The organism is Exiguobacterium sp. H66 (assembly GCF_018618705.1).
Taxonomy (GTDB): Bacteria; Bacillota; Bacilli; order Exiguobacteriales; family Exiguobacteriaceae; genus Exiguobacterium_A; species Exiguobacterium_A oxidotolerans.
Map to the genome: position 1 here is coordinate 419,960 of NZ_JACSMQ010000001.1, position 25,589 is coordinate 445,548.

Below are 25,589 nucleotides of genomic sequence, written 5' to 3' on the forward strand. Positions count from 1 at the left end.
ATCACCACGCTACGAATCAGATGAATTCAATTAATAAATCTTGGCTTGCGATTGCTTCGCCTTCGTTGACATGGACGGCTTTAATTTCTCCGTCTTCCGGTGCTTGAATCGTCGTTTCCATTTTCATCGCCTCCGTGACGAGCAATTGCTCCCCTTTACGGACACGTGCTCCTGGTTCGACAAGAACTTTCAGGACACTTCCCGGCATCGATGCACCAATCTGTTTCGGGTTCGACCGGTCCGCCTTCGGACGACTGGACGAACTTTCCTTGACGCTAATGTCCTTGACTTCGACTTCACGCGGAACACCATTCATTTCGTAGTAAACGATTCGCACACCGTGATCATTCGGCTGTCCGACTTGAATCAACTTGAGGTACAACGTTTTACCACGTTCGATTTCGACTTCGATCGTTTCACCGAGTCGCATGCCGTGGAAGAATGTACTCGTATCGAGGACCGAGACATCTCCATAACGCGCGATATATGAACTATAATCCATGAATACTTTCGGATAAAGCGCGTACGCAAGCGCATCGAATTCAGTAATCGGTCGTTCGAGCTTTTCAAACAATTCGTGTTTGATGGCGTCAAAGTTAAGCGGCTCCATCATTTTCCCTGGACGTTCTGTTAATGGTGCGACACCTTTGAGGATCGCATCTTGCACTTGTTTCGGGAACCCATCCGGAGGTGTGCCAAGCTCACCTTTCATCAGTTCGACGACTGAATCCGGGAAATCGAGCCCACTCGCACGATGTAAGACGTCTTCTTCTGTCAAGTGATGTTGGACCATGAACAAGGCCATATCTCCCACTACTTTAGACGACGGTGTTACTTTGACGATGTCACCAAACAACATGTTGACGCGGGCGTACATACTCTTGACTTCCGACCAACGATCTCCGAGTCCTACTGCTTTTGCCTGTTGTTGAAGATTCGAATATTGACCGCCCGGCATTTCATGATCGTAAACGGTTGGATTCGGTGCTAACATATCGAGTTCGAACGCTTTATACAAGTGACGCACATCTTGCCAATAATCTGAAATTTGTTCGAATTTCTGTGCTGAAACAAGTGGCTGACGTGGGTGTCCACTCAGCGCATGGATTAAACTTCCTCCTGCTGGTTGACTCGTTAAGCCGGCCATACTCGAAGCTGCGACATCGACGACGTCAACACCGGCATCGACTGCACGGGCATACGTGTAGATTCCGTTCCCACTCGCATCATGTGTATGGAGGTGGATCGGTAAATCGACAGCATCTTTTAAAGCAGAGACTAACGCATACGCTGCTTCCGGCTTTAACAGACCCGCCATATCTTTGATTGCGATGATGTGCGCGCCACTTGCTTCCAATTGTTTCGCTAACTTGACGTAATACGGCAAGTGATACTTCGGACGATTCGCATCGAACAGATCGCCTGTATAACAGACGGCTGCTTCTGCAATCTTCCCTGTCGGTAAGACCGCGTCAATTGCTAATTGGATTGATTCCGGATTGTTCAAGCTATCAAAGATTCGGAAGACATCAACGCCTGCTTGGGCCGCTTCCTTGACGAAAGCATGAATGACGTTGTCCGGATAGTTTTTATAACCGACTGCATTCGCACCACGTAATAGCATTTGAATCAAGACGTTTGGCATTTGTTCACGTAATTTCATTAAACGAGTCCAAGGATCTTCTGACAAGAAACGATATGCTACATCGAACGTCGCGCCACCCCACGCCTCGACCGAGAACAATTCCGGCAAGAGTTTTGCTTCTGCTTCTGCAATCGCTACTAAATCTTTCGTCCGCATCCGCGTCGCAAGTAACGACTGGTGTGCATCCCGGAATGTCGTGTCTGTCAACAAGACCTGTTCTTGTGCTTTCAACCAATTCGCAACACCAACCGGCCCTTCTGCATCAAGTAACGCTTTCGTGCCCGCTTGATACGTCGTTGGTAAATCTTTCGGAATCCGAACGTCACGTGCTAACGGTTTGTCGATTTTTCCGATACCAGGGAATCCATTGACAGAAACTTCGCCGATATACGTTAATAACTTTGTTCCACGGTCTTGCCGTTTCGGGAAGATGAATAATTCTTGCGTATCATCGATGAAGGACGTATTGTAGTCACCACTGATGAATGCATGGTGTTTCAAGACGTTGCTTAGGAACGGAATGTTTGTTTTAATTCCACGAATCCGGAACTCACTTAAGTTTCGGCTCATCTTCGCGACAGCTTGATCGTACGTCAGGCCGTGCGTTGAGATTTTAACGAGCAGTGAATCATAGTATGGTGAGATTTCTGCACCGACGTATGCATTCCCTCCGTCAAGACGGACTCCGAAACCGCCGGGTGAGCGGTAAGCTTTAATTTTCCCCGTATCGGGTAAAAAGCCGTTTTCTGGATCTTCCGATGTAATCCGGCTTTGAATCGCGAAACCAAGCATCTGAATCTCTTCTTGCACCGGAATTCCAACGAGCTCACTATGGAGCGACTCACCTTCTGCCACCCGAATTTGCGTTTGTACGATGTCGACGCCTGTAATCATCTCTGTGATTGTGTGCTCGACCTGGACACGCGGGTTAACTTCGATGAAGTAGAACGATTCATCTTGCGTCACTAGGAACTCGACTGTTCCTGCGTTCTCGTACCCGACGTGTTTCATTAGCGTTACTGCCGCGTCACAAATTTTCTTACGTCCTGCATCGGAAAGCGTGACACATGGTGCCACTTCGACAACCTTTTGATGTCGACGCTGAACAGAGCAGTCACGTTCGAATAAGTGAATGATATTACCATGGGCATCGCCAATGATTTGGACTTCGATATGTTTCGGTCGTTCAATTAATTTCTCAATGTATATTTCGTCTGATCCGAAAGCCTTTAATGCTTCTGATTTCGCACGCTCAATCATTTCCGGCAGTTCTTCCTCTGTCCGGACAACGCGCATACCGCGTCCTCCTCCACCAAGAGAAGCTTTAACCATCAATGGATAACCTGTTTTTTCAGCAAAAGCATAGGCTTCTTCCATCGTTGAAATCGGACCGTCCGTTCCCGGAATGACAGGTAAGCCGGCTTCGATTGCTGTCGTACGCGCTCGTACCTTGTCACCGAATTTATAAAGATGTTCTTCTTGTGGACCGATAAAGATGATGCCTTCTTCACGGCAACGTTTTGCGAGTTCAATGTTTTCAGACAGAAAACCATACCCTGGGTGAATCGCGTCACACTCTGCTTTTTTAGCAGTTGCGATGATACCTTCAATGTCTAGGTACGCTTCGATTGGTTTCTTCCCCTCACCAATCCGATATGCTTCGTCTGCTTTATAACGGTGAAGCGATCCCATGTCTTCTCTCGAATAAATCGCAACTGTCCGAATGCCTAATTCGGTTGCTGCCCGAAATACTCGGATTGCGATTTCACCACGGTTTGCTACAAGAATCTTTTTAATTTTTGTCAACTGATGCTCCCCCTTTTGTTAATGAACTCGTTGCGCTCATCGTCCGTGCATCTTGCACTTCTTTATGATACGCTATTCGATGTTTATTTTGCATGGAAATATTCGCCAGCACACCGAGCATCGTACTCATGACGAGTAACGAAGACCCCCCATAACTGATGAATGGTAACGTGACCCCGGTTCCCGGGAACAAGCCTGACATGGCACCGATATTGATCGTTGTCTGGATGAAGATGATGGAAGAAATACCAATCGCCATCATGCTTGAATACAGCGAGACACATTTTTGGGCGATTCTCGCACCTTGAAACATTAAGAAAAACAGTAATCCAAGGACGACAAGTACACCGACAAATCCAAGTTCTTCCGAAATGATTGACATGATGTAATCGGTTTCTGGTTCAGGTAGATACCCATATTTCTGAAAACTGTTCCCTAACCCGACGCCGAACACGCCTCCATGGGCAATTGAAATGACCGAATTGATCAATTGATAGCCTTTTCCCTCCGCATCGAGGAACGGGTTGAAGATGACATGGATTCGTTTCAGCTGATTCTCTGAAAAATTATTATACGCATAGAAACCAACTAACGGTATTGCGATGAACCCTAATGTGATGTAACCACTCGGTAATCCGACAGCAAACCAAATCATTGCCGTAATCAACAACAAGATGAACAATCCCCCATCATCGGGTTGCATCCGGATGATGATTGCATAAGGTGCCAGCAAGACGAGCATCGGAATTAAAATCCAATCAGACAAACTAAGTAACATCCGTTTAACGGTAGATGAAGGAGAGATTTGACGGTGGATGAAGTGATGAACGATTCCGATTACGCCATTCAACGTCCCTTTTTGTTTTTGATCAAAATAATTCGCTAATCCGACGACTAAGACGAATTTACAGAGCTCGATCGGTTGAATCAAAAAGATACCAAAGTTCAACCACGCCCGTGCCCCGTTCAACGGTTCAGAAAACAACGTCGCCATCAACATCACCCATGTGATGAGATACAAGACTAAACGAAAAATCGGGCCTCGAAGCACTTCATGATTGAGATGCGCAACAAATAAAAATGCCACGATCGCCAAGCCGTCAAACATCAGTTGTTTCTCGAAAAACGAAGTGTTCGCATAATCGCCACCGTTCCAAACACTAGCGCTATAAACCATCACCGTACTGATTGCCATCAGAATCAACATCGTAAAGAACAAGCGAAAGTCAAAAAATGCTCGTCTTTCTTTAAACTTCGATTGCATATGTACACGTCCCTTTTCTAGTTCTAAAAAAAAATACCCAAACGCCGCATTTCACGTTTGAGTAGAAAATCAGCACGTCTCCGCATCATGTAAGTCAGATAGTTGCTGTTCAAGTGATTCGAGTAATTGTTTCCCTTCACTCGCATCAATCAGTTCAAGACGAACGGCAAAATCAATTTGGCGTGACAATCCGAACATTTGTGTATCCAATACTTCCTCATAAAGAGGACATTGTGGCATCGTTAAATTCGCAAGCTGGACCTCGATCAACCGGCGGATTTTATGGGCATCCGCTTCTAGTAGCTCAAGAGCGCGCTGGCGATGAACTGTCCCGATTTCAGTTGACAATCCAATCCCTCCTCATCAAATGACGCGTTCCTGTTATAGATAAACTTTACCTTACTTTCGCTAACAATTCAACGTTTCGGTATAATGGATTTGTAGCATTCACACATTTAGGGGGAATAGAGATGATTTTTCCAATCACAGGTAAGGTACGGTACACATTAACGATTGATCCAACCGTCTGGATCTTTGACGATCGTAAGATTGCGGTCGAACAAATCGGACAAGAGACAGAGCATAATGCCGCTGAAGCATACTATGCGAAAATGGGGGCTGCTTGGGACAAGGGGATTACGGAAGGGAGTCGGACCGATCACAATAAACCGATGACGCGCGAAGAAAAAGATGACGCACTCCGCGGGACGTTCGCGATGCCACTCCTTCCATTCATCACAAATGCCGAAGTACTAGACGATGCCTCACAATTACGTTTTGAAGGAATCGATACCGTCGAACTCCCACTCGAGGTACTGCCTCAACTCTACTTACAATTTTCAAAAGACGGGAAAGTCTTAACCGATGGTCCCGTTCATTTACTTTATCAAGATCAAGTCGTCCGTTCGGTCAATCGGATCACTGTCATCTAATAGCAAACTGCCCTCTTTTCCTTCTAACGTTAACGACTGAAGGAAAAGAGGGCAGTTTTATTTTTTAAAGCAAGTCGGCCGCAAGACGCGCGAGGTTCGACCGTTCCCCTTTGACGAGTTTGACGTGCCCTGTCATTTTTTCACCTTTTAACCGTTCAACTGCATAGGATAGACCATTTGAATATTCATCGAGATACGGATGGTCAATTTGTTGCGGATCCCCGACGAGAACAATTTTCGAGTTTTCCCCGACACGAGTCAAAATCGTTTTCACTTCATGTTTCGTTAGGTTTTGTGCTTCATCGATGATGATGAACTGTCCCGGCATACTCCGCCCGCGGATATAAGTTAATGCCTCAAGCTGAATCGATTTCATGCCCGCTAGGATATTTCCAAGTTCATCACCCGAACCCGTATTGAACAAATGCTCCAAATTATCATAAATCGGTTGCATCCATGGTCGAAGCTTCTCTTCCATCTCACCCGGTAAATAGCCGATGTCATTTCCCATCGGAACGACAGGACGAGCGACGACTAGTTTTTTATAACGATGTTCATCTTCGACTTGCAATAATCCGGCCGCAAGTGCGAGCAATGTTTTCCCCGTTCCTGCCTTGCCGACGAGTGTAACGAGCGGAACATCATCCCGAAGTAACAATTCGAACGCCATGCGCTGTTGAACGTTACGGGGGACGACACCCCATACTTGATCGATATCAAGCGAAAGTGCCCGGATGATAGGCAATTCCTGATCGACGACAGCGAAAGCTGACGCTTTCGATACATTGCTTTTTAAAATGACGAATTGATTCGGATAAACTTTTTCATTCAAGATATCCACTGAGAGCCGTTTGTCTTCGTAAAAGGCATCGATGTATTCCTGGTCGACGACTGCTTCAATGAAACCCGTATATAACCCTGTCAAATCCGCAATATGATCCGTCAAGTAATCTTCTGCGACAAGTCCGTACGCATCTGCCTTAACACGAACGAGAATATCTTTTGAGACGAGAATGACGTCACGTCCACTCTGTAGTTCCTGCTGTTCCCGATGAATCGACCACGCCAACTCGAGAATCTTATTGTCATTCGATTCATGTGTGAACGGTGAGACGTCACTGATCGTGTCACCGATGTCGACACGGAGGATGCCGCCATTTCCGAGCGGTACTCCTGCATGAAGATGACCCGCTTCCCTTAATTGATCCAAAATCCGCGCGGTCTCTCGAGCATTTCGCCCGACTTCATCCATGTTTCGTTTTTTTCCGTCCAGCTCTTCTAAGACGATTGCCGGTATGACGACATCATGTTCTTGGAATTGAAATAAAGATAATGGATCGTGGAGCATGACATTAGTATCGAGCACGTATATTTTTTTCATTCCATCGTTCGCCCCTTTAGAGTCGAGTTTTGATGAATGTTACGCTTTTAGAATCGCATGCATTTGTTGATCTAGACGTAACGCTGCCGTTTCGTCATACGTTTTCTCGATACGAGGACGATTGGATACAGCGGCTCCGTAAAATAAAATATCGCGTACTTCTTCTACCATTCCTTCGTAAAATGCAAGCTTTAATGGCACTTCGGCTGCCGGATCCCAGCGCTTCACCTCCGTACACGTCAAGCTATAGGCAGATTGATCGGCAAAGAAAATCAATGTGAAAACAGGATGCTCTGCCAACGTCTTGACGATATGCGAATCGGCTTCAATCGCAAATCGGACCGTTTGTTCATCTTTTGCATAAACCCAACTGATTGCATGGGTGATGGGCCAACTTTTCGATTGATCGTGCGTGATTAAAAAAACGAGTGGTAAATCGGATAACGCTTCGAGTTGCTTTAGATTCAGACGATGTTCCATTTTATTTGCCATGGTGTCACCCCCCTATTTATCTTACTGACTTAGTTTCGAGTCATGTCATTCAATTCCCTTTTTTACATCTGAATAATCTTTTAATATGGTATACTAGTAAAAAAAGAGGAGGACCTCGAAATGCGTGTAAAATGTACTATCTGCGATAAACGCGAAACGATCGACGACTGGTCCTTCGTAGCAAAACGCTTACGTAACAAACCGGTTCGCATCTATTTGTGCGATGAATGCAATGAGCGTATTGAGCAACGGACGATTGCGCGCGAAGCAACCGGGAACTTTAACTTATATCCGACGTGGGCGTCTACTAAAAAAAGATGGTGACGGCTTACTTTCTATGCTGAAGTAACTTTGAGCTCCTGTGACATCCGGATGATGTCGAAGGAGCTTTTCATATCTTTACGGGTCGAAGCGGACAAAAACATCATCATTCTTCTCAGGATTTCCACGGCCGTCCGTATTGTTCGTAAGGAAATATAGTGCAGTTCCATCTGTCATGACGTCACGAATGCGTCCACGATCCGTTACGACTTGTTCGACTTGCTTCGTGCTCTCTTCAATCGAGCGAAGGCTCTGCCCGACCAACGTACCGAAATACAACTTCCCATCAAGTTCCGTCACCCCGCTTGGTGCAACGGAGCGATTTCCTACTTCATACCACGGTGTGACTAATCCTTGTTGTTTTTCCATCCCTTCAATCAACGGCCATCCATAATTTTTCTGTTCAATTTTATTGATTTCATCATGTCCGCTTTGACCATGTTCGGTCGCAAAAAGCTGATTTCCGACAAAAACAAGACCTTGTGGATTACGATGACCATAACTATAGACGTAACCCTCCAGATTCCCTTCAACCGGCTCTCCCATTAAGTCCATCCGTAAAATTTTTCCGGCCAAAGAGGATAGCTTCTGTGCATTCTCGGGAACTGCAGCATCTCCTGCCGTGACGTACAGGTAACCATCCGGACCAATCTCGATTCGACCGCCATTATGAATCGAGGACCCAGGAATGCCATCCAGTAAAATGCTTTTTTCTATCCAGTCCCCATCCTTCCGTTCGATTGAAATGACACGATTCCGTAGCTCACCTGCTTGTTCATACGTATGGTATACATAAGCGAGCTGATTCTCTTCAAAGTCGGGATCAAGGGCCATTCCAAGTAGTCCACCTTCCCCTTCCGCCACGACTTCTTCCGTCAGACGTGGGGCTGTTCGCGAATAATCCCCTTGCGTTCCTTCGACGATTTTTCCATCTCGTTCTGTAATATAAAATGTATCCCCTGACATCTCGACATTCCACGGTGCCTGCAGGGACTCGAAAATGATGTCGGCTCCCTCTTCAGTCTCTTGTTTAGCATCTGTTTGACTCGACTCCTCCGTCTTTGAATCAGTCGCACAACCGACTAATAACATCGTAAGACTCAGCGGGGCGAGCCAGCTCCATTTATTCATTTCCATCACTCCTTAAAGGTTTTTCCCCTGACTTTCTCGTTTCTATTCCTTTATTTACCGATTGAACGATAAAACAAAAAGTCCGCCTTCACAAGGAAGACGGACTTTTAGACGAATCAAATGAATTTAAGATGCAGTCTGTTCTCGATCGCGTTTGACACGCCACATCCGGAAACGATAAATCCCGAGGATGGCGACCATCGCAAGCAATACTTCAGGAATCGGCCACGTCCAAAAGACGAGTGTTAAAGCCGCTGAAAAGACAGCTAATAAAAGATAGACGATCAGCGATTTCCACCAAGCTAATTCCTTTGCAAAACCTAGCTTAAACACGACGAGCGTCAAAATGACGACCGTAATCATCAATGCATTGAAACCCGCACTTAAGTTATTCGGATCACTCCCGACGCCAAGAAACTTGGCGACGGCAGGAATATCGAATTTCGAGAAATCAGAAGCAACGGCAGGTTGTGCAGACATTGCCAGTCCCCCTTACATTGTTAAGAACTCAGTCTTTTCCAAGACGACGACGTTTGTCTTGTTTTTCACGTTCGTTCTTGTTCAACACTTGTTTACGAAGACGAACTGATTCCGGTGTAATTTCACAGTACTCATCTTCATTCAAGAATGTTAATGATTCTTCAAGTGAGAAGACACGTGGACGTTTAAGAACGTTTGTCGTATCCTTCGCAGATGCACGCATGTTCGTCAATTGTTTCGCTTTAACAACGTTAACAGCGAGATCGACGTCACGGTTACATTCCCCGATAATCATTCCTTCATATACTTCAAGGCCTGGCTCGATGAAGATCGTTCCACGGTCTTCAAGAGCAGAGATTGCGTAAGCAGTCGCTTTTCCTGTTTCAATCGAAACCATAACACCACTACGACGACCACCGATGTCTGCGTTGATGAACGGACGGTACTCTTCGAATGTGTGGTTCATGATGCCGTATCCGCGTGTTGCAGATAAGAATTCGTTACGGTAACCAATCAAACCGCGTGAAGGAACGATGAATTCCATTTTCGTTTGACCGTTATCCATTGTTTGCATGTTCGTCAATTCACCTTTACGGAGACCGATCGATTCCATGACTCCACCAGTATACTCTTCAGGAGTATCGATGACGACGCGCTCAAACGGCTCGACTTTAACGCCATCTTCAACTTTGATGATTACCTGTGGTTTCGAAACTTGAATTTCGTAACCTTCACGACGCATGTTTTCGATCAAGATACCAAGGTGAAGCTCACCACGACCTGAAACAATCCAGCGGTCAGGAGAATCTGTGTTTTCGATACGAAGCGAAACATCTGTTTCAAGTTCTTTTTCAAGACGCTCTTCGATTTTACGTGAAGTAACGAGATCCCCTTCACGACCAGCGAATGGCGAGTTGTTGACGATGAACGTCATTTGAAGTGTTGGCTCATCAATCCGAAGCAATGGAAGTGGATCGACGTGTGACGTTGGACACACTGTTTCACCGACGTTGATATCTTCCATACCTGCGATTGCGATCAAGTCTCCAGCTTTCGCTGCTTCGATCTCAACGCGTTTAAGGCCGAAGTATCCGAATAATTTCGTTACACGGAAGTTTTTGATTGATCCATCAAGTTTAGAAAGCGAAACGCTATCGCCGACTTTGATTTCTCCACGGAAGACACGACCAACTCCGATACGACCAAGGTAGTTGTCATAATCAAGCATCGTAACTTGGAACTGAAGTGGATCCATGCTGTTATCGACAGGTGCTGGTGTGTGCTCAAGAATCAAATCAAGAACGTTCGTAATTGTATCTTCTTGTTTATCAAGTTCAGGTTCAAATGAACTTGAGCCGTTGACTGCCGATGCATAAACGACTGGGAATTCGAGTTGATCTTCGTCTGCGCCAAGATCGATTAAAAGATCGACGACTTCATCGACGACTTCGAGTGGACGAACCATCGGCTTGTCGATTTTGTTGACGACGACGATTGGTTGTAATCCTTGCTCGAGTGCTTTTTTCAATACGAAACGTGTTTGTGGCATACAGCCTTCACGTGCATCGACGACGAGGATAACGCCATCTACCATACGCATGATACGTTCAACTTCTCCACCGAAATCGGCGTGACCTGGTGTATCAACGATGTTGATGCGGGTATTTTTATAATCGATTGCTGTGTTTTTCGCGAGGATTGTGATTCCGCGTTCACGCTCGATATCATTTGAGTCCATTGCGCGTTCTTCAACTAGTTCATTCGCACGGAATGTCCCAGATTGTTTTAAAAGCTCATCGACGAGTGTCGTTTTACCATGGTCAACGTGGGCGATGATCGCGACGTTGCGTAAATCAGTTCTTACTAAAGTTGTCATAAGTGTGTACCTCTTTCTATTCATTTAAATAATCCAACATTACTTTCGGTCAACTTTAAGAGTATAGCACAGGTTGAGTGGCAGTTGGCAATGACTATGATTCAAGCTTATAGCGAAAGCCTTTTCATTGACCCCGTTTCACGCTAAACTAAATACGTACTCACGTAAAACGAGGGGGAAATGATATGCGGTTCGTCTTTTTATTGTTGGCAGTATTAGCAGTAGGTTCGATGGCAGCGATCGGGATTTTCATCGCTGAACAAAACATGCTGATGGTCTTCATCTCGCTACTTCTAGTATTTGTTTCGATGGGCGTCGGTTTTGTTTTGAAAGCCCGCCTTCGGAGACAGTCTTAAACGTCCTTTATGGGCGTTTCAGCGTGTAGACAAACTTATGAAGCATGAGCATGCGATATCGAGAAGCAATCCGTTCGCGCTTCCCTGTCTCGTCTCGTCTTCAAAGCGGCAATCTTCCGCGCCGCTACAGCAAAGCTGCAGGGTCACGACCGATTGCTTTTCGCTTTAAAAGCGATTCAAGACGGATTGCGCTCTAAACCGTCTGCAGGTCTGGATTTCCTTCACGGCATTACCTAAAAAAGCGTCGCGTTTGGTGACTCATACGGGAAAAAGTTCGTGTTTAACGCACTTTCAGAGGCAGGCAAGACCCTGTTCGTTGTCCGTGAAGATCAAGGAGTAACGGCTTGCGCCTCGCCCGAGGAAAGCAACGAAAAAGACGCTGTATCTCCCGATAGCACTTTGTCTACAGTCTAAAACGTCCTTTATCAAAATCAGGCGAGAATATGCCCACTTCTAAACGATCAGGGTGAAGCCCTAGTGAAAGTGGGAGATGAATCGTCCCCTTCTCTTTCAGGTATATCCGTTGCAAGGAGGTGAACATCATGTTGACTCACAAGGCCTACAAATTCAGAATCTATCCGACAAAAGAGCAGGAAATCCTGATCGCGAAGACGATCGGTTGTTCGCGCTTCGTCTTCAACCACTTCTTAGCGAAGTGGGATGAGACGTATAAAGCGACAGGGAAAGGACTGTCCTTCGGGTCTTGTTCGAAAGAACTCCCGTCGTTGAAGCAGGCGTTCGACTGGCTGAAGGAAGTCGATAGCACGTCTGTGCAGACGAGCGTCAAACATCTTGCTGATGCCTTTGACCGCTTCTTCAAGAAACAGAACGAACGGCCTCGCTTCAAGTCGAAGAGCAATCCCGTTCAATCGTACAAGACGAACATTCAAGGTAAGTCTCAACTTCCTGATGTCTCGATCGTCGGCAACAAGTTAAAACTCCCGAAGTTGAAATGGGTGCGTTTCGCCAACTCGAGGCAGGTCGTCGGACGCATCTTGAACGCGACCATCCGGCGGAACGCTTCAGGAAAATACTTCGTCTCCCTGCTCGTCGAGCAGGAGAGCAACGAAATGCCGAAGACGGGCTCATCCGTCGGCGTCGATGTCGGATTGAAGCACTTCGCCGTTCTATCGGACGGCACGGTATACAAGAACGACCGTTACTTCCGTTCGCTTGAGCAAAAGCTGGCGCGCGAGCAACGCAAGCTTTCTCGTCGTCAACGGTTGGCCTTGGACAAGAAAGTAACACTTTCCGAGGCGAAGAACTACCAGAAGCAGAAGCGAAAGGTCGCCCGCATCCACGAGAAGATCGCGAACAAGCGAACCGATTTCCTGCACAAGGTGTCGACCGAGATCGTCAAAAACCACGACGTCATCGGCATCGAGACCTTGCAAGTGAAGAACATGCAGAAGAATCGCAAGTTGAGCAAGTCCATCTCTGAGGTCAGTTGGTCGGAGTTCTTCCGCATGCTCGGATACAAGGCGGCATGGTACGGAAAGACCGTCGTGAAAGTCGGCAAGACCTTCGCCTCTAGTCAACTTTGTTCCAGTTGCGGACATCAACACAAAGACGTGAAACATCTTGGCTTGCGTGAATGGACATGCCCGAGTTGCGGCATCCACCACGACCGTGATGTGAACGCAGGACTGAACCTCAAACAAGAAGCTGAACGCCTCTTAGCTTCTTCAACCGTCGGGACGACGGGGTTAGCCTGATCAGGTTTCGACCGTCAGGTCGGATAACTCAGGAATCCTCCACCTCTAAGCGAAGCGTAGGTGGAGGTAGTTCAAGGGCGTTTTATTTATTTACATATGTTAATACGTCTGCGACGAACGTTCGACTCCCTGCAAGAACACTCGTTTGTTCTTGGAAAGTCATCGCGTCGCCTTCAATCGTCCCGACGCGCCCTCCAAGCTCCTCAATCAACAGTTGTCCAGCTGCGTAATCCCATGGCATGTTTCGCATCGTAATGTAGCCGTCAACACGCCCCGCGGCGACCCAAGCGAGTTCAAGCGAGGCGGCACCGACTGCCCGAACCCCAACAGCGTCTTTTACGAGTGGCGCTAGCAATGCTGCATCAATTCTTCGATTGGCAGTCACCCACGTCGCATTCATGCAGATGATCGCATCACTAACCGGTTTCTCTTCAATTGGCGCTAAGCGAATTCCATTTTCGAATGCGCCCTGTCCTTTAATGCAATGAAACATCTCATCCGCCATGACGTCATACACAAATCCATACTGAAGTTCGCCCTCTACCATAATGGCAATCGAAATCGCAAATAAGCGTTTTTGGCGAATGAAATTCATCGTGCCGTCAATCGGATCGACGAACCAAATCGTGCCACCCAATGTTTCAGGTCGCGCCGCACGCCCTTCTTCTCCATATATATGATGATCTGGATACTGATTCAGGATACCTTCAATTAATAAATCTTCGACATTTTTGTCAATCTCCGTCACTAAGTCACTTTTATTCGTTTTTTCTTCGATATGATACGCATGGTCTATCATCTGACGGATGTATTTACCCGCTCGTTTCATTAAATCGATAGCATGTAACTCTATGCCTTGCATGCGCCTCACTCCTTTTATATGATTCCTGTCTTTTCCATAGTAACAAAAAAAGAAAACCAGCGAAAATTTTCGCTGGTTGATTGATTTAATTTATTTGATTTTTAGTTTATCGTTTACTGAATCATGCCTCTAATAACACCATTTCTTGGCGGTATTTTTCGAGACGCTCTTTACTGGCACCAACCGCTTCTGCATCACTTTCTACGATTGCATCGTGCAATGTTGCGAGCTCATAATCAATTTCGAGACGCAATACCGGAATGCGTTTTTCTGCATCTTTTCTCTTGTATGCTTCTATTACTTGTTTCACAGTAACCACACTCCTTCGCGAGATAAATGAACGTTTTAATTATCAGACAATTGCGACTAATTAGTGGATTGAATCTATAATAGTACGATTCAACTTAGATGTAAAGCATCTATTTTTAAAAATTACAGTTTAACGATATCGTCTTGTATGTAATATATAACCCATTTTTCTTTATTCTAAACAACTAATCGGTTTCCCTTTCAGGATATATGTAGGATGCACACTAAAAAAAGACAAGGAATTCCGAATGGAATCCTCGCCTTTCTCTCTTAATCATTCTTCATTTTTTCATTCGTAAAATCGGTTCGTCTTGTTTGATTGCTTGTTGGACCGCACGGTAACTGGAGCAACCTGTTTCTTCGAAATAGAATTGATCGAGTTGTTTTTCTTCCGACTTCGCATTCACGATTTTCTTGAAGGCTTTATATGTCCGCATAAATTCTTCACGTGACACACCTTTTTCGTAAGCTTCTTCGACGATGTTAAAAAAATCAATGACGGTGACGATTTCCTTCGTCGACCAGTCTGGGTTGATGGGATAATTAAGAGCCATCCTGACACATCCTTTCTTCACGATTCTTATTTTACAATGAAATCGAAGATAAAACAGTTGCAACGTTATGAAAACTTGTTATAGTTAGCTTGTTTGATTGTTTTTTTATTCGGTTTTAAGGGGGGAAATCTGGTGCAAACAAAAAGCTTAACACAGCTCGATACACCTTTATTCGATGCGCTACTCGCGCATGCGAAACGTCAACCAATTCAATTTCATATTCCTGGTCATAAGAATGGGCAAGGAATGGATCCTGCATTTCGATCGTTCATCGGTCAAAATGCACTCGATATCGATTTAATCAACATCGCTCCACTCGATGATTTACATCATCCGAAAACGATTATCAAAGATGCCCATCAATTGGCGGCACAAGCATTCCATGCAGATGAAACGTTTTTCTCTGTCCAAGGAACGTCAACGGCAATCATGGCAATGATCATGAGCGTCGTCGGTCCGGACGATAAAATCCTCGTTCCGCGAAATGTCCATAAATCGATCATGTCGGCTATCGTTCTTTCTGGAGCGCACCCGATTTTCATTCACCCTGAATTTGATGAAATGTTTGGAATTGCTCACGGTATCACACCAAGTGCCGTCGAACGTGCCCTCAGTCTTCATCCTGATACGAAGGCGATCCTCGTCATCAACCCGACGTACTTCGGTGTCGCAGGCGACCTTGAGAGCATCGTCAAGCTTGCTCATGGGAAAGGGATCCCTGTCCTCGTTGACGAAGCACACGGCGTCCATATCGGCTTCCACGATGATATGCCGCTATCAGCAATGCAAGCAGGGGCTGACTTAGCCGCTACGAGTGTGCACAAACTGGGTGGATCACTCACAGGAAGTTCTGTCTTGAACGTCCGCCGAGGTCTGGTCTCGCCCGATAAAGTCCAGACTGTCCTCTCGATGTTGACGACGACTTCAACATCGTATCTGTTACTCGCTTCACTCGATTGCGCACGGCGCCATCTCGCGATCAATGGTGAGGCAATGAACCGACGCGCACTTGAACTATCGACACGGATGCGGATGGGTCTCGCTAAGTTGCCTTACCTCGCCGTCTTCGGTGAATCGGACTTACATTCGAGTGCGACATTCGCGTTCGACCCGACTAAAGTATTGATTTCGGTCAAAGGACTCGGTATTTCTGGTCACCTCGTCGAAGAGTTCTTACGCGAAGAACACCGGATTGAAGTCGAACTATCAGATTTGAATAACATCCTCTTAATCATCACTTCAGGCGACTCTGAGGAAACGATTGACTCCTTACTGACTGGAATGACTGAGCTCGTTGAGCGGTACCGTGATACAGGTGCGAAAACAACTTCACATTCTATCATGTTGCCGGACATACCTGCGCTCGCATTAAGTCCACGCGATGCCTTCTACGAAGAAACGGAAACGATTCCGCTCGCGCAAGCCGTAGGACGGATTTCTGCAGAATTCATGATGGTCTATCCGCCGGGCATCCCGATCTTCATTCCAGGTGAGATGATTACGACGGATAACTTAGCGTATATTAAAGAAAATATCGAAGCGGGTCTTCCTGTCCAAGGGCTTGAGGATCATTCACTCGAAACAATTAAAGTCATTCAACAATCGAATGCCATTCGATGATTCAAACGAAAGCAGACGTTACAGCTTCTCAAAAAAGTACGGGCGCAGGATATCAAATCCTCCGCCCGTACTTTTTATTTTACCAAGACCACACCTTAGCCTCTTGCATATGATAATGAAAAAAAGCCCTTAAGCGGTCGGCTCCCCGCTTAAGGGCTTAAAGCTTATTTAATGATGTGGATTGGGCTACCGATTGCAACTTCAGCAGTTTCCATCGCGATTTCACCAAGTGAAGGGTGTGCGTGGATTGTGAGTGCGATATCTTCAGCAGTCATTCCAGACTCGATTGCGAGTCCCATCTCTGCGATCATGTCAGATGCGCCTGTACCAGCGATTTGAGCACCGATCAAGAGACCGTCTGATTTGCGTGTGATCATTTTCAAGAAGCCGTCTGGCTCGTTGAGTGCAAGGGCACGACCGTTTGCAGCATAAGGGAATTTAGAAGCGAGGTAATCAAGACCTTCTTCTTTCGCTTGTGCTTCTGTATAACCGACTGTTGCGAGTTCTGGGTCTGTGAAGACAACCGCAGGAATCGCGCTATAGTCGAGGTATGCCGGGTGTCCAGCAGCAGCTTCAGCAGCGATTTTCGCTTCGAAAGATGCTTTGTGCGCAAGTGGTGGTCCAGGAACGATGTCCCCGATTGCGTAGATGTTTTCGTTAGACGTACGGCACTGATCGTCGATTTCGACAAGTCCGCGCTCGCTAAGTTTAACTTCAGCCATCTCAAGACCGAGATCAGAAGTGTTCGGGCGACGACCCACAGTGACGAGGACGTAGTCCGCTTCAACTGTTTGTGTTTCACCTTTCACTTCGAACGTTACTTTAACGCCGTCTTCTGTCTCTTCCACACTTTGTGCAAGTGCTTCGTTGTGGATTGTGATGTTCCCTTTTTGTTTGAGCTTTTTCTTGACGACTTGTGTCATTGCCGGCTCAAAACCAGAAAGGATGTCTTTTGTTCCTTCTAAGATGACAACTTCAGTATCGAAGTTAGCATACGCTGTACCAAGCTCCATTCCGATGTATCCGCCACCGATGACGATGAGTTTTTTCGGAAGTTCAGGAAGGTTCAATGCGCCTGTAGAAGAAAGGACACGTTTAGACCATTTGAACGCTGGAAGTTCGATTGGAGTCGAACCTGTTGCAATGATACATTTTTTGAATTTGTAAGGTGTTGAAGAATCTTCGTTGATGATACGAACTGTATCTTCAGATTGGAAGTATGCTTCCCCTACGACTGTTTCGATGTTGTTACCTTTAAGAAGGCCGCCAACACCACCCGTTAATTTGTTAACGACTGATTGTTTCCAAGATTGAACTTTCGAGAAATCGACTGCAACGTTCTCAGATGTGATCCCCATTGAGTCCGAACCTTTTGCATGTTGGAAGTTGTGTCCAGCTGTAATTAACGCTTTTGACGGGATACATCCAACGTTCAAGCAAACACCACCGACGTTTTCACGTTCGACGACTGTTACTTTAAGTCCGAGTTGTGCGCCACGGATTGCAGCGACATAACCACCAGGGCCGGCCCCGATTACGAGTAAATCTGTTTCTTGTGCGAATTCACCTACTACCATTGCTTATCCCTCCATAATGAGAAGTTGTGGGTCGTTCAACAAGCGTTTAACTAGGTTAAGCGCGTTTTGTGCTGTTGCACCATCAATGAGACGGTGGTCAAAGCTGAATGAAAGTGCAAGTACTGGTGCTGCAACGATTTCACCGTTTTTAACGACTGCTTTTTCAGCAATACGGCCGATACCGAGGATTGCAACTTCCGGGTGGTTGATGACAGGTGTGAACCATTGTCCGCCAGCAGAACCGATGTTTGTGATTGTGATCGATCCGCCTTTCATCTCTTCACCAGAAAGTTTACCATCACGTGCTTTACCAGCTAAATCATTGATATCATCAGCGAGCGAGAAGATTGATTTGCGATCTGCGTCTTTGACGACAGGTACGACAAGTCCGTTATCTGTATCCGCTGCGATACCGATGTTGAAGTAGTTTTTGTAGACGATTTCTTCGTTAGCATCATCGATTGAAGCGTTGATAGTCGGGTACTTTTTAGCAGCCGCAGTCAATGCTTTAACGACGAACGGAAGGTAAGTCAATTTCGTACCTTGTGCTGCAGCAACTTCTTTGAAGTTTTTGCGGAGTGCCACGAGGTTCGTTACATCGACTTCGTCCATAAGTGTTACGTGTGGTGCCGTATGTTTCGAGTTGACCATTGCTTTCGAAATCGCTTTACGGATACCTTTGATTTTTTCGCGTGTTTCAAGCTCAGGTTGAGCAGCAACATACGGTTTCACTTCAGCTTTAGGAGCAGATGCTTGTGCAGATGCTTTTTCTTCTGAAGCTGGTGCAGTAGAAGATTGACCACCGTTTGCAAATGCATCGATGTCTTCTTTAACGACGCGACCGTTGTCTCCAGAACCTTGAACTTCACGGATGTCGACGCCTTTTTCACGTGCATATTTACGGACAGAAGGCATCGCGATGACACGTTCTGATTTGTGGATTTGAACTTCAGTCGGCTTGTCTTCGACTTTTTGATCCGTGTCTTGGACATCTTTTGCGTTTTCTTCTGCTTTAGGTTGTTCAGGAGCTGCTTCTTCAGAAGGAGCTGAACCTTCACCTTCGACGTCGAATGAGATTAATACGTCACCAACAACAGCAACGACACCTTCGTCTACTTTTACTTCTTTGACTGTACCATCAACTGGTGACGGGATTTCAACGACCGCTTTATCGTTTTGAACTTCAAGAAGAACGTCGTCCTCTTTTACTGTGTCGCCCGCTTTTACGAACCACTTTACGATTTCGCCTTCGTGAATACCCTCACCGATATCCGGCAATTTGAATTCAAATAAACCCATTTGAATATGCCTCCTTTTATTTCACTCTTCTAGTCAATTGTTATCTTTAAAACGGAAGCAAGGAGAGAATTTCCCCTCTCCTTTTTCCGAATCACGCTTAGAAATTGTAAACTGTTTTTACTTTTTCAACGATATCTTTGTGGTCTGGAATCCAGACGTCTTCACCTTGTGCGAATGGGAAGATTGTATCTGGAGCCGTTACACGAAGAATCGGTGCTTCAAGATCAAGAATTGCACGCTCTTGAATTTCAGTTGCGACCATTGCAGCCACACCTGCTTGTTTTTGAGCTTCTTGAACGACAACGACACGGTTCGTTTTCTTAACTGACGCAACGATTGTATCGATATCGATTGGGCTGATTGTCATCAAGTCGATGATTTCGACGCTGATGTTTTCTTTTTCAAGTTCCTCAGCTGCTTTAAGTGAAGCGTGGACCATCGCGCCGTACGTGACGATTGTAACGTCTGTACCTTCACGTTTGATGTCTGCTTTACCGAGTTCGACCGTGTAGTCCCCTTCAGGAACCTCGCCACGGAATGAACGGTAGAGTTTCATGTGCTCAAGGAAAACGACTGGGTCGTTATCGCGGATTGACGCGATCAAAAGACCTTTTGCATCGTACGGAGTTGACGGGATGACGACTTTAAGTCCTGGTGACTGAGCCATCAATCCTTCTAAGTTATCCGCGTGAAGTTCTGGTGTCTTAACGCCACCACCGAATGGTGAACGGATTGTAACTGGTGCACTGTACGTACCACCTGAACGGTAACGTAGACGCGCGAGCTGAGCTGCTACTGAATCGAACACTTCGAAAACGAAACCGAAGAATTGGATTTCCATGATTGGGCGGAAACCAGTCAAGCTGAACCCGACTGCAAGACCACCAATACCTGACTCGGCGAGTGGTGTATCGAAGACGCGGTCTTCGCCTAATTCATCTTGAAGACCTTCTGTCGCACGGAATACCCCACCGTTTTTACCGACGTCTTCACCGAACAAGAGAACTTGCTCGTCGCGTTTCATCTCGACGCGCATTGCGTCAGTGATCGCTTGGATCATCGTCATTTGTGCCATGGGTTATTTCGACTCCTTTGCTGTATACTCATCAAGCTGCTCTTGCAGGTTTTGTGGTAACTTTTCAGCCATCACGTTGATGAAGTCAGTAACTTTTTGTTTTGGTTCTTTGTCAGCTTGTGCAAGTGCTTCTTTCACATCAGCTTTTGCTTGCTCGATGACTTCGTTTTCTTTGTCTTCGTTCCAAAGACCTTTTGTTTCCATGAACGCACGGAAACGAACGAGTGGATCTTGAGCTTGATACTCATCATCCATATCTTTTGTACGGTAACGTGTCGGATCATCACCAGCGAGTGTGTGTGGTCCGTAACGGTACGTGAGTGTTTCGATCAATGTCGGTACACCGTTGAGTGCTTCGACACGTGCTTGTTTCGTTGCAGCGTAAACTGCGAGAACGTCCATACCGTCAACTTGAATACCGTTGATGCCGGCAGCGACCGCTTTTTGTGCAATTGTTTTTGCCATTGATTGTTTTTCAACCGGCGTCGAAATTGCGAAACGGTTGTTTTGAACGACGAAGATTGCAGGGGCTTTGAATGCTCCAGCAAAGTTCATTCCTTCGTAGAAATCACCTTGTGAAGAACCGCCATCACCTGTATATGTGATTGCTACTTGCTCTTTACCACTTTTCTTAAGACCGAGTGCAACACCGGCAGCTTGAACGATTTGTGCGCCGATGATGATTTGTGGCATTAAGACGTTCACACCTTCAGGAATCTTACCGCCTGTGATGTGTCCACGTGAGAACAAGAATGCTTTGTAGAGTGGGAAGCCATGGAAGACCATCTGTGGAATATCACGGTATCCAGGAAGAATCCAGTCATCCTTATCGAGTGCGAATTGTGTTCCGATCATTGACGCTTCTTGTCCTGCTACTGGAGCATAAAAACCAAGACGTCCTTGACGGTTGAGTGAGATTGCACGTTGGTCCCAGATACGTGTGTATACGAGACGACGCATTAATTCCGTTAATTCTTCATCTGAGAGATCCGGCATAGCGTCTTTATTGACGACTTCACCTTTCTCGTCAAGAATGCGGAACGTTTCAAAGTTTTCTTCCACGTTTTTAAACATGTTTAAGTTCATCTTTTCACCTCATCCTTTCACTGTGCTCAGCGAAATATTCCTCTGACTGATTTGCCCACATACCAATAGTGTTCAAAAATCGAAGTCCCGTGTGACCTTTCTTGAACATATATCTGTGTACCTATTCAGTTGAGTAAACTGTATTAACATGACTCGACACGATTTGATGTCTTGTTCATTACGTTACAAGTATAAAACTGTAACGCCTATAAAATCAAAGGAAATGTTTTATTTTTTTTTACGACCGTCATTTGTGACGCCTTTCACAAAAACCTTCTGTTTCTCCTTCTGTACTATTCAACTATTTGTAACTGTGTTAGTTATGAATTTCCCCTTTCGCTTGTGCTATAATTTTTATAGATGAAAGGGGTGTTGTTCATGATCACCATGAATGAAATCGTACGCGAAGAAGTTCCGACGCTTCACGAACGATCGGTGGAAGTTACTTTCCCACTCAGTGAGGAAGATAAAGAAACGATGCGCTTGATGCGCGAGTTTCTTGCTAACAGTCAAGATGATGAAATAGCTGAAAAGTACGATTTGCGTAGCGGGATAGGTCTTGCTGCTCCTCAAATCGGTGTCAATAAGCGGATGTTCGCGATTCGACTTCCAGACGGCGACGATCTTTTAGAGTTCGGAATCTATAATCCGAAAATCATCAGCCACTCTGTCGAACAGACGTTTTTAACTGGTGGTGAAGGCTGCCTATCCGTCGACCGTGAAGTCGAAGGTCACGTGCCACGCTATATGCGTATTACCCTTACTGGCATCGATCATAACGGAATTCCTGTAAAATTAAGATTAAAAGGTATGAAAGCCATCGTTTGCCAGCATGAATATGATCATTTAGACGGCATCATGTTCTACGATCGGATCGACAAAAAAGAACCGTTCAAGGAATATGGGCCAGCTACGTGAACCCAGCCTTGAAACAAAAAAGCCATTTCCTGATTCAGGAAATGGCTTTTTTCGTTAAACTTCCATAATGATCGGCATGACCATCGGATGACGTTGTGTTTTTTCAGTTAAATAAGGTGTTAATGTATCGTTGATGACTTGTTTGATATCTGTCCACTTCGTGTTTCGGTTCGTTAATGATTGTTCTAACGAACGTTTCAACAAGCGCTCCGCATCTTTAATTAAGTTGCCTGATTCACGCATGTAGACGAATCCACGAGAAATGATGTCCGGTCCAGAAACAAGACGGTTTGTTTTCGAGTCGAGTGTGACGACGACGACGACAAGTCCTTCTTCCGAAAGAATACGACGATCGCGTAACACGATGTTTCCAATATCTCCAATACCTTTTCCATCGACGTATACCGCATTCGCCTGGATTTTACCAGTGATCGCTGCTGCATTGGCATCGAGTGCTAAGACTTCACCGTTATCCATGACGAAACAGTTCTCTTCCGGAACACCCGCATCCATCGCAAGCGACATGTGTTTTTTCAACATGCGGTATTCACCATGAATCGGCATGAAGTACTTCGGCTTGAGTAGGCGCAGCATCAAGAGTTGCTCTTGCTGACTACCGTGACCTGACGTATGGATATCATTGAGCTTACCATACATCACGTCTGCTCCTGCTTTATACAGCTGGTTGATCGTTTTCCCGACCGAAACAACGTTTCCTGGGATTGGTGAAGACGAGAAGATGACCAAATCATCGGGAATGATTGAAATCTGACGGTGTGTCCCATTGGCGATTCGGCTTAACGCTGCCATCGGCTCTCCTTGCGAACCTGTACAAAGAATCGTAATTTCATTCGATTTATACCGTTTCATTTCATTCGGTTCGATGATTGTTCCTTTAGGTGCCTTGATGAAATCAAGCTCTTGTCCAATCATCATGACCTTGTCCATGCTTCGACCGAAGACGACGATTTTCCGTCCTGCTTCGACCGAGGCATTGACGACTTGTTGGAGACGATAGATGTTCGAGGCGAACGTCGCAAAGATGATTCGTCCATCTGCTTTCCGGAAAACATCCGAAATCGTTTCACCGACAACCCGTTCACTCATCGTAAATCCTTCAACTTCAGCATTCGTCGAGTCAGATAAGAGACAAAGTACGCCTTCTTTTCCGAGTTCTGCCATCTTCGCTAAGTCAGCAGGCTCCCCAACTGGTGTGAAGTCGAACTTAAAGTCCCCCGTATGGACGATATTGCCTTGTGGCGTTTTTACGACGACACCGAACGAATTTGGAATCGAGTGTGTCGTCCGGAAGAATGAAATACTTGTCTTCCGGAACTTGATGATCGAGTCCTCATCAATTTCATGAAGTTCCGCCGTCCGTAATAAACCATGCTCTTCTAATTTGACCTTGATTAAACCAAGGGCAATTTTCCCCGCATAAATCGGTAAGTTCACTTGTTTTAATAAGAAAGGAAGTCCGCCGATATGATCTTCGTGTCCGTGTGTAATGAACACACCTTTGACTTTATCTTTATTTTTGATTAAATACGTGTAATCTGGAATAACATAATCGATTCCGAGCAATTCATCTTCTGGGAACATGACCCCTGCATCAATGACGATGATTTCATCTTGGAATTGAACCACATATGTGTTCTTCCCGATTTCTCCTAAACCGCCGAGTGCGAATACGGCTGCTTGGTGGTTTTTGACGAACTTCATGCGAACGTCGCTACCTTGTAGTCAACACTTTGTTTTTCGTACTCTAGGAATTCTCCACTTACTTCGCGGATGAATTCAACATTAATGTCTTTGATGAGATGATCAATCGATGTTCGCACGTCACGAATGCTCTCTCCTTCAACATACATAACCTCTGTCCGTTCTCTTACTGGTGCTTCCGAACGAAGCGGTTGATAAAATACTTTAAAAATCATACTTAGCAACTCCTTATCAGTCCATTGTTTTTTGTCCTTAGATTAGTATACACGAAAACGGTTCATTTTTTCATCCTTATTCAACAACTGATATCTGCTTGAACCTAGGCGCTATGCTATACTTTCATTTGTAAACGGCTATTCAGCCAATTAAATAGAGAAGGTGAAACCATGGCAAATCAAAAAGTCGTCTTTTTCGATATCGATGGAACCTTGCTTCACGATGGTCATTTCATACCGGAATCGACAAAACAGGCAATCAAACAACTACAGGAAAACGGCGTTTACGTCGCCATCGCGACCGGGCGTGGTCCTGCAATGCTGTCAGGCGTCCGTGAGCAACTCGGCATCGATACCGTCATTGGCTACAACGGTCAAATCGTCGTTCATCAAAATGAAGTCATCTATAAACGTCCGCAACCCGTCGATGATTTGAAACATTTAACATCACGTGCAAAAGAGAATGGGCACACACTTGTTTATCTCGGCGAGAAACAAGGCTTCACGACGCGTCAAACAGACGAGACCGTCGCGACGTCACTCGGCGCGCTCGATATTCCCCTCCCTGCTTATAGTGAAGAAGCTTACGAGACGCACGATATCTTCCAAACCCTCGTCTATTGCCAGGCAGAAGAAGAATCGATTTATACGCAAAACTACCAAGCATTCGATTTCATTCGCTGGCACCCACAAGCGATGGACGTCATCAATGCCGGATCGTCGAAAGCCGATGGAATTAAACAATTCCTCCGTTTAACGGATATCAAACGTGAAGATACGTTTGCTTTCGGTGACGCACTGAACGATCTCGAGATGCTCCGCTACGTCGGAACAGGCATCGCGATGGGCAATGGATTAGACGAAACAAAAGCCGCCGCCGACTTCGTCACGAAACACATTCTTGAAGACGGCATCGCGCACGGTTTAAAAAAATTCCAATTAATTTAAAAGGG

Annotated in this window: 25 protein-coding genes; 8 read left to right on the forward strand and 17 right to left on the reverse strand. The window is 45.7% G+C overall.

Annotated elements, in window-relative coordinates; all coding sequences use genetic code 11:
• Positions 1–16: 16 nt before the first annotated feature.
• The 3 genes from KNP88_RS02175 to KNP88_RS02185 all read right to left on the reverse strand — a co-directional run bounded on the left by KNP88_RS02175 (position 17) and on the right by KNP88_RS02185 (position 5,063).
• A complete protein-coding gene (locus tag KNP88_RS02175; protein ID WP_214845146.1) occupies positions 17–3,451 on the reverse strand; it encodes a pyruvate carboxylase in 3,435 nt (1,144 codons plus the stop codon).
• The gene (locus tag KNP88_RS02180; protein ID WP_029330941.1) at positions 3,438–4,715 is read right to left on the reverse strand and encodes an FtsW/RodA/SpoVE family cell cycle protein; all 1,278 of its coding nucleotides are present in this window, start codon (positions 4,713–4,715) and stop codon (positions 3,438–3,440) included. Before KNP88_RS02180 ends, KNP88_RS02175 begins: the two co-directional genes overlap by 14 nt.
• Positions 4,716–4,784: 69 nt before the next feature.
• Positions 4,785–5,063 carry an Fpa/YlaN family protein gene (locus KNP88_RS02185; RefSeq protein WP_029330942.1) on the reverse strand — a complete coding sequence of 93 codons (279 nt, stop codon included), beginning with the start codon at positions 5,061–5,063 and terminating at the stop codon, positions 4,785–4,787.
• A 122-nt stretch (positions 5,064–5,185) separates the two neighbouring features.
• Here KNP88_RS02185 and KNP88_RS02190 point away from each other — a divergent pair, with 122 nt between their 5' ends.
• Positions 5,186–5,647: a hypothetical protein gene (locus KNP88_RS02190; protein WP_029330943.1), complete on the forward strand. Its 462-nt coding sequence runs from the start codon at positions 5,186–5,188 to the stop codon at positions 5,645–5,647.
• Between the two features lie 64 nt (positions 5,648–5,711).
• On the opposite strand, the gene KNP88_RS02195 is transcribed toward KNP88_RS02190, so the two are convergent.
• Both KNP88_RS02195 and KNP88_RS02200 read right to left on the reverse strand, forming a co-directional pair.
• Positions 5,712–7,028 carry a PhoH family protein gene (locus KNP88_RS02195; RefSeq protein ID WP_029330944.1) on the reverse strand — a complete coding sequence of 439 codons (1,317 nt, stop codon included), beginning with the start codon at positions 7,026–7,028 and terminating at the stop codon, positions 5,712–5,714.
• 39 nt (positions 7,029–7,067) lie between these two features.
• A complete protein-coding gene (locus KNP88_RS02200; protein WP_088837460.1) occupies positions 7,068–7,520 on the reverse strand; it encodes a PNPOx family protein in 453 nt (150 codons plus the stop codon).
• 120 nt (positions 7,521–7,640) lie between these two features.
• Between KNP88_RS02200 and KNP88_RS02205 the strand changes: the two genes are divergently transcribed.
• The gene (locus KNP88_RS02205) at positions 7,641–7,844 is read left to right on the forward strand and encodes a YlaI family protein (RefSeq protein WP_214892126.1); all 204 of its coding nucleotides are present in this window, start codon (positions 7,641–7,643) and stop codon (positions 7,842–7,844) included.
• A gap of 75 nt (positions 7,845–7,919) precedes the next feature.
• Here the strand turns inward: KNP88_RS02205 and KNP88_RS02210 are convergent, their stop codons facing one another.
• The 3 genes from KNP88_RS02210 to typA form a co-directional block, all read right to left on the reverse strand.
• A complete protein-coding gene (locus tag KNP88_RS02210; protein WP_214892129.1) occupies positions 7,920–8,972 on the reverse strand; it encodes a PQQ-dependent sugar dehydrogenase in 1,053 nt (350 codons plus the stop codon).
• Between the two features lie 126 nt (positions 8,973–9,098).
• The gene (locus KNP88_RS02215) at positions 9,099–9,452 is read right to left on the reverse strand and encodes a YlaH-like family protein (RefSeq protein ID WP_029330948.1); all 354 of its coding nucleotides are present in this window, start codon (positions 9,450–9,452) and stop codon (positions 9,099–9,101) included.
• A gap of 28 nt (positions 9,453–9,480) precedes the next feature.
• Positions 9,481–11,328: a translational GTPase TypA gene (gene typA / locus KNP88_RS02220; protein ID WP_029330949.1), complete on the reverse strand. Its 1,848-nt coding sequence runs from the start codon at positions 11,326–11,328 to the stop codon at positions 9,481–9,483.
• A gap of 185 nt (positions 11,329–11,513) precedes the next feature.
• On the opposite strand from typA, the gene KNP88_RS02225 reads away from it, so the two are divergent.
• The 3 genes from KNP88_RS02225 to tnpB all read left to right on the forward strand — a co-directional run bounded on the left by KNP88_RS02225 (position 11,514) and on the right by tnpB (position 13,399).
• The gene (locus KNP88_RS02225; protein WP_157898488.1) at positions 11,514–11,684 is read left to right on the forward strand and encodes a DUF5325 family protein; all 171 of its coding nucleotides are present in this window, start codon (positions 11,514–11,516) and stop codon (positions 11,682–11,684) included.
• A gap of 50 nt (positions 11,685–11,734) precedes the next feature.
• Positions 11,735–11,881: a hypothetical protein gene (locus tag KNP88_RS02230; protein ID WP_214765251.1), complete on the forward strand. Its 147-nt coding sequence runs from the start codon at positions 11,735–11,737 to the stop codon at positions 11,879–11,881.
• Positions 11,882–12,226: 345 nt separating this feature from the next.
• Positions 12,227–13,399: an IS200/IS605 family element RNA-guided endonuclease TnpB gene (tnpB, locus tag KNP88_RS02235; protein WP_214892130.1), complete on the forward strand. Its 1,173-nt coding sequence runs from the start codon at positions 12,227–12,229 to the stop codon at positions 13,397–13,399.
• A gap of 82 nt (positions 13,400–13,481) precedes the next feature.
• On the opposite strand, the gene KNP88_RS02240 is transcribed toward tnpB, so the two are convergent.
• The 3 genes from KNP88_RS02240 to KNP88_RS02250 form a co-directional block, all read right to left on the reverse strand.
• Positions 13,482–14,261, reverse strand: coding sequence for an inositol monophosphatase family protein (locus tag KNP88_RS02240; protein WP_088837464.1), 780 nt, complete (start codon positions 14,259–14,261; stop codon positions 13,482–13,484).
• A gap of 121 nt (positions 14,262–14,382) precedes the next feature.
• Positions 14,383–14,571, reverse strand: coding sequence for a hypothetical protein (locus KNP88_RS02245; RefSeq protein WP_029330952.1), 189 nt, complete (start codon positions 14,569–14,571; stop codon positions 14,383–14,385).
• 280 nt (positions 14,572–14,851) lie between these two features.
• Positions 14,852–15,124 (reverse strand): UPF0223 family protein, encoded by a 273-nt coding sequence (locus KNP88_RS02250; protein WP_029330953.1) that lies wholly within the window; start codon positions 15,122–15,124, stop codon positions 14,852–14,854.
• A gap of 132 nt (positions 15,125–15,256) precedes the next feature.
• Here KNP88_RS02250 and KNP88_RS02255 point away from each other — a divergent pair, with 132 nt between their 5' ends.
• A complete protein-coding gene (locus KNP88_RS02255) occupies positions 15,257–16,744 on the forward strand; it encodes an aminotransferase class I/II-fold pyridoxal phosphate-dependent enzyme (protein ID WP_214892133.1) in 1,488 nt (495 codons plus the stop codon).
• A gap of 164 nt (positions 16,745–16,908) precedes the next feature.
• Here the strand turns inward: KNP88_RS02255 and lpdA are convergent, their stop codons facing one another.
• The 4 genes from lpdA to pdhA all read right to left on the reverse strand — a co-directional run bounded on the left by lpdA (position 16,909) and on the right by pdhA (position 21,781).
• Complete coding sequence (gene lpdA / locus KNP88_RS02260; RefSeq protein WP_214810659.1) at positions 16,909–18,321, reverse strand: dihydrolipoyl dehydrogenase; 1,413 nt, start codon at positions 18,319–18,321, stop codon at positions 16,909–16,911.
• A gap of 3 nt (positions 18,322–18,324) precedes the next feature.
• A complete protein-coding gene (locus tag KNP88_RS02265; RefSeq protein WP_029330956.1) occupies positions 18,325–19,620 on the reverse strand; it encodes a dihydrolipoamide acetyltransferase family protein in 1,296 nt (431 codons plus the stop codon).
• 97 nt (positions 19,621–19,717) lie between these two features.
• Positions 19,718–20,695, reverse strand: a complete 978-nt coding sequence (locus tag KNP88_RS02270; protein WP_088837467.1) for an alpha-ketoacid dehydrogenase subunit beta — start codon at positions 20,693–20,695, stop codon at positions 19,718–19,720.
• Between the two features lie 3 nt (positions 20,696–20,698).
• The gene (pdhA, locus tag KNP88_RS02275; RefSeq protein WP_026827895.1) at positions 20,699–21,781 is read right to left on the reverse strand and encodes a pyruvate dehydrogenase (acetyl-transferring) E1 component subunit alpha; all 1,083 of its coding nucleotides are present in this window, start codon (positions 21,779–21,781) and stop codon (positions 20,699–20,701) included.
• Positions 21,782–22,159: 378 nt separating this feature from the next.
• On the opposite strand from pdhA, the gene def reads away from it, so the two are divergent.
• A complete protein-coding gene (gene def / locus KNP88_RS02280; RefSeq protein WP_029330958.1) occupies positions 22,160–22,699 on the forward strand; it encodes a peptide deformylase in 540 nt (179 codons plus the stop codon).
• A gap of 54 nt (positions 22,700–22,753) precedes the next feature.
• Here def and rnjA read toward each other — a convergent pair whose 3' ends face one another.
• Positions 22,754–24,421 (reverse strand): ribonuclease J1, encoded by a 1,668-nt coding sequence (gene rnjA / locus KNP88_RS02285; RefSeq protein ID WP_088837468.1) that lies wholly within the window; start codon positions 24,419–24,421, stop codon positions 22,754–22,756.
• Positions 24,418–24,636, reverse strand: coding sequence for a DNA-dependent RNA polymerase subunit epsilon (locus tag KNP88_RS02290; RefSeq protein WP_088837469.1), 219 nt, complete (start codon positions 24,634–24,636; stop codon positions 24,418–24,420). The genes rnjA and KNP88_RS02290 overlap by 4 nt, the downstream gene beginning before the upstream one ends.
• A 171-nt stretch (positions 24,637–24,807) precedes the next feature.
• Between KNP88_RS02290 and KNP88_RS02295 the strand changes: the two genes are divergently transcribed.
• A complete protein-coding gene (locus KNP88_RS02295; protein ID WP_214892135.1) occupies positions 24,808–25,584 on the forward strand; it encodes a Cof-type HAD-IIB family hydrolase in 777 nt (258 codons plus the stop codon).
• Positions 25,585–25,589: the final 5 nt, after the last annotated feature.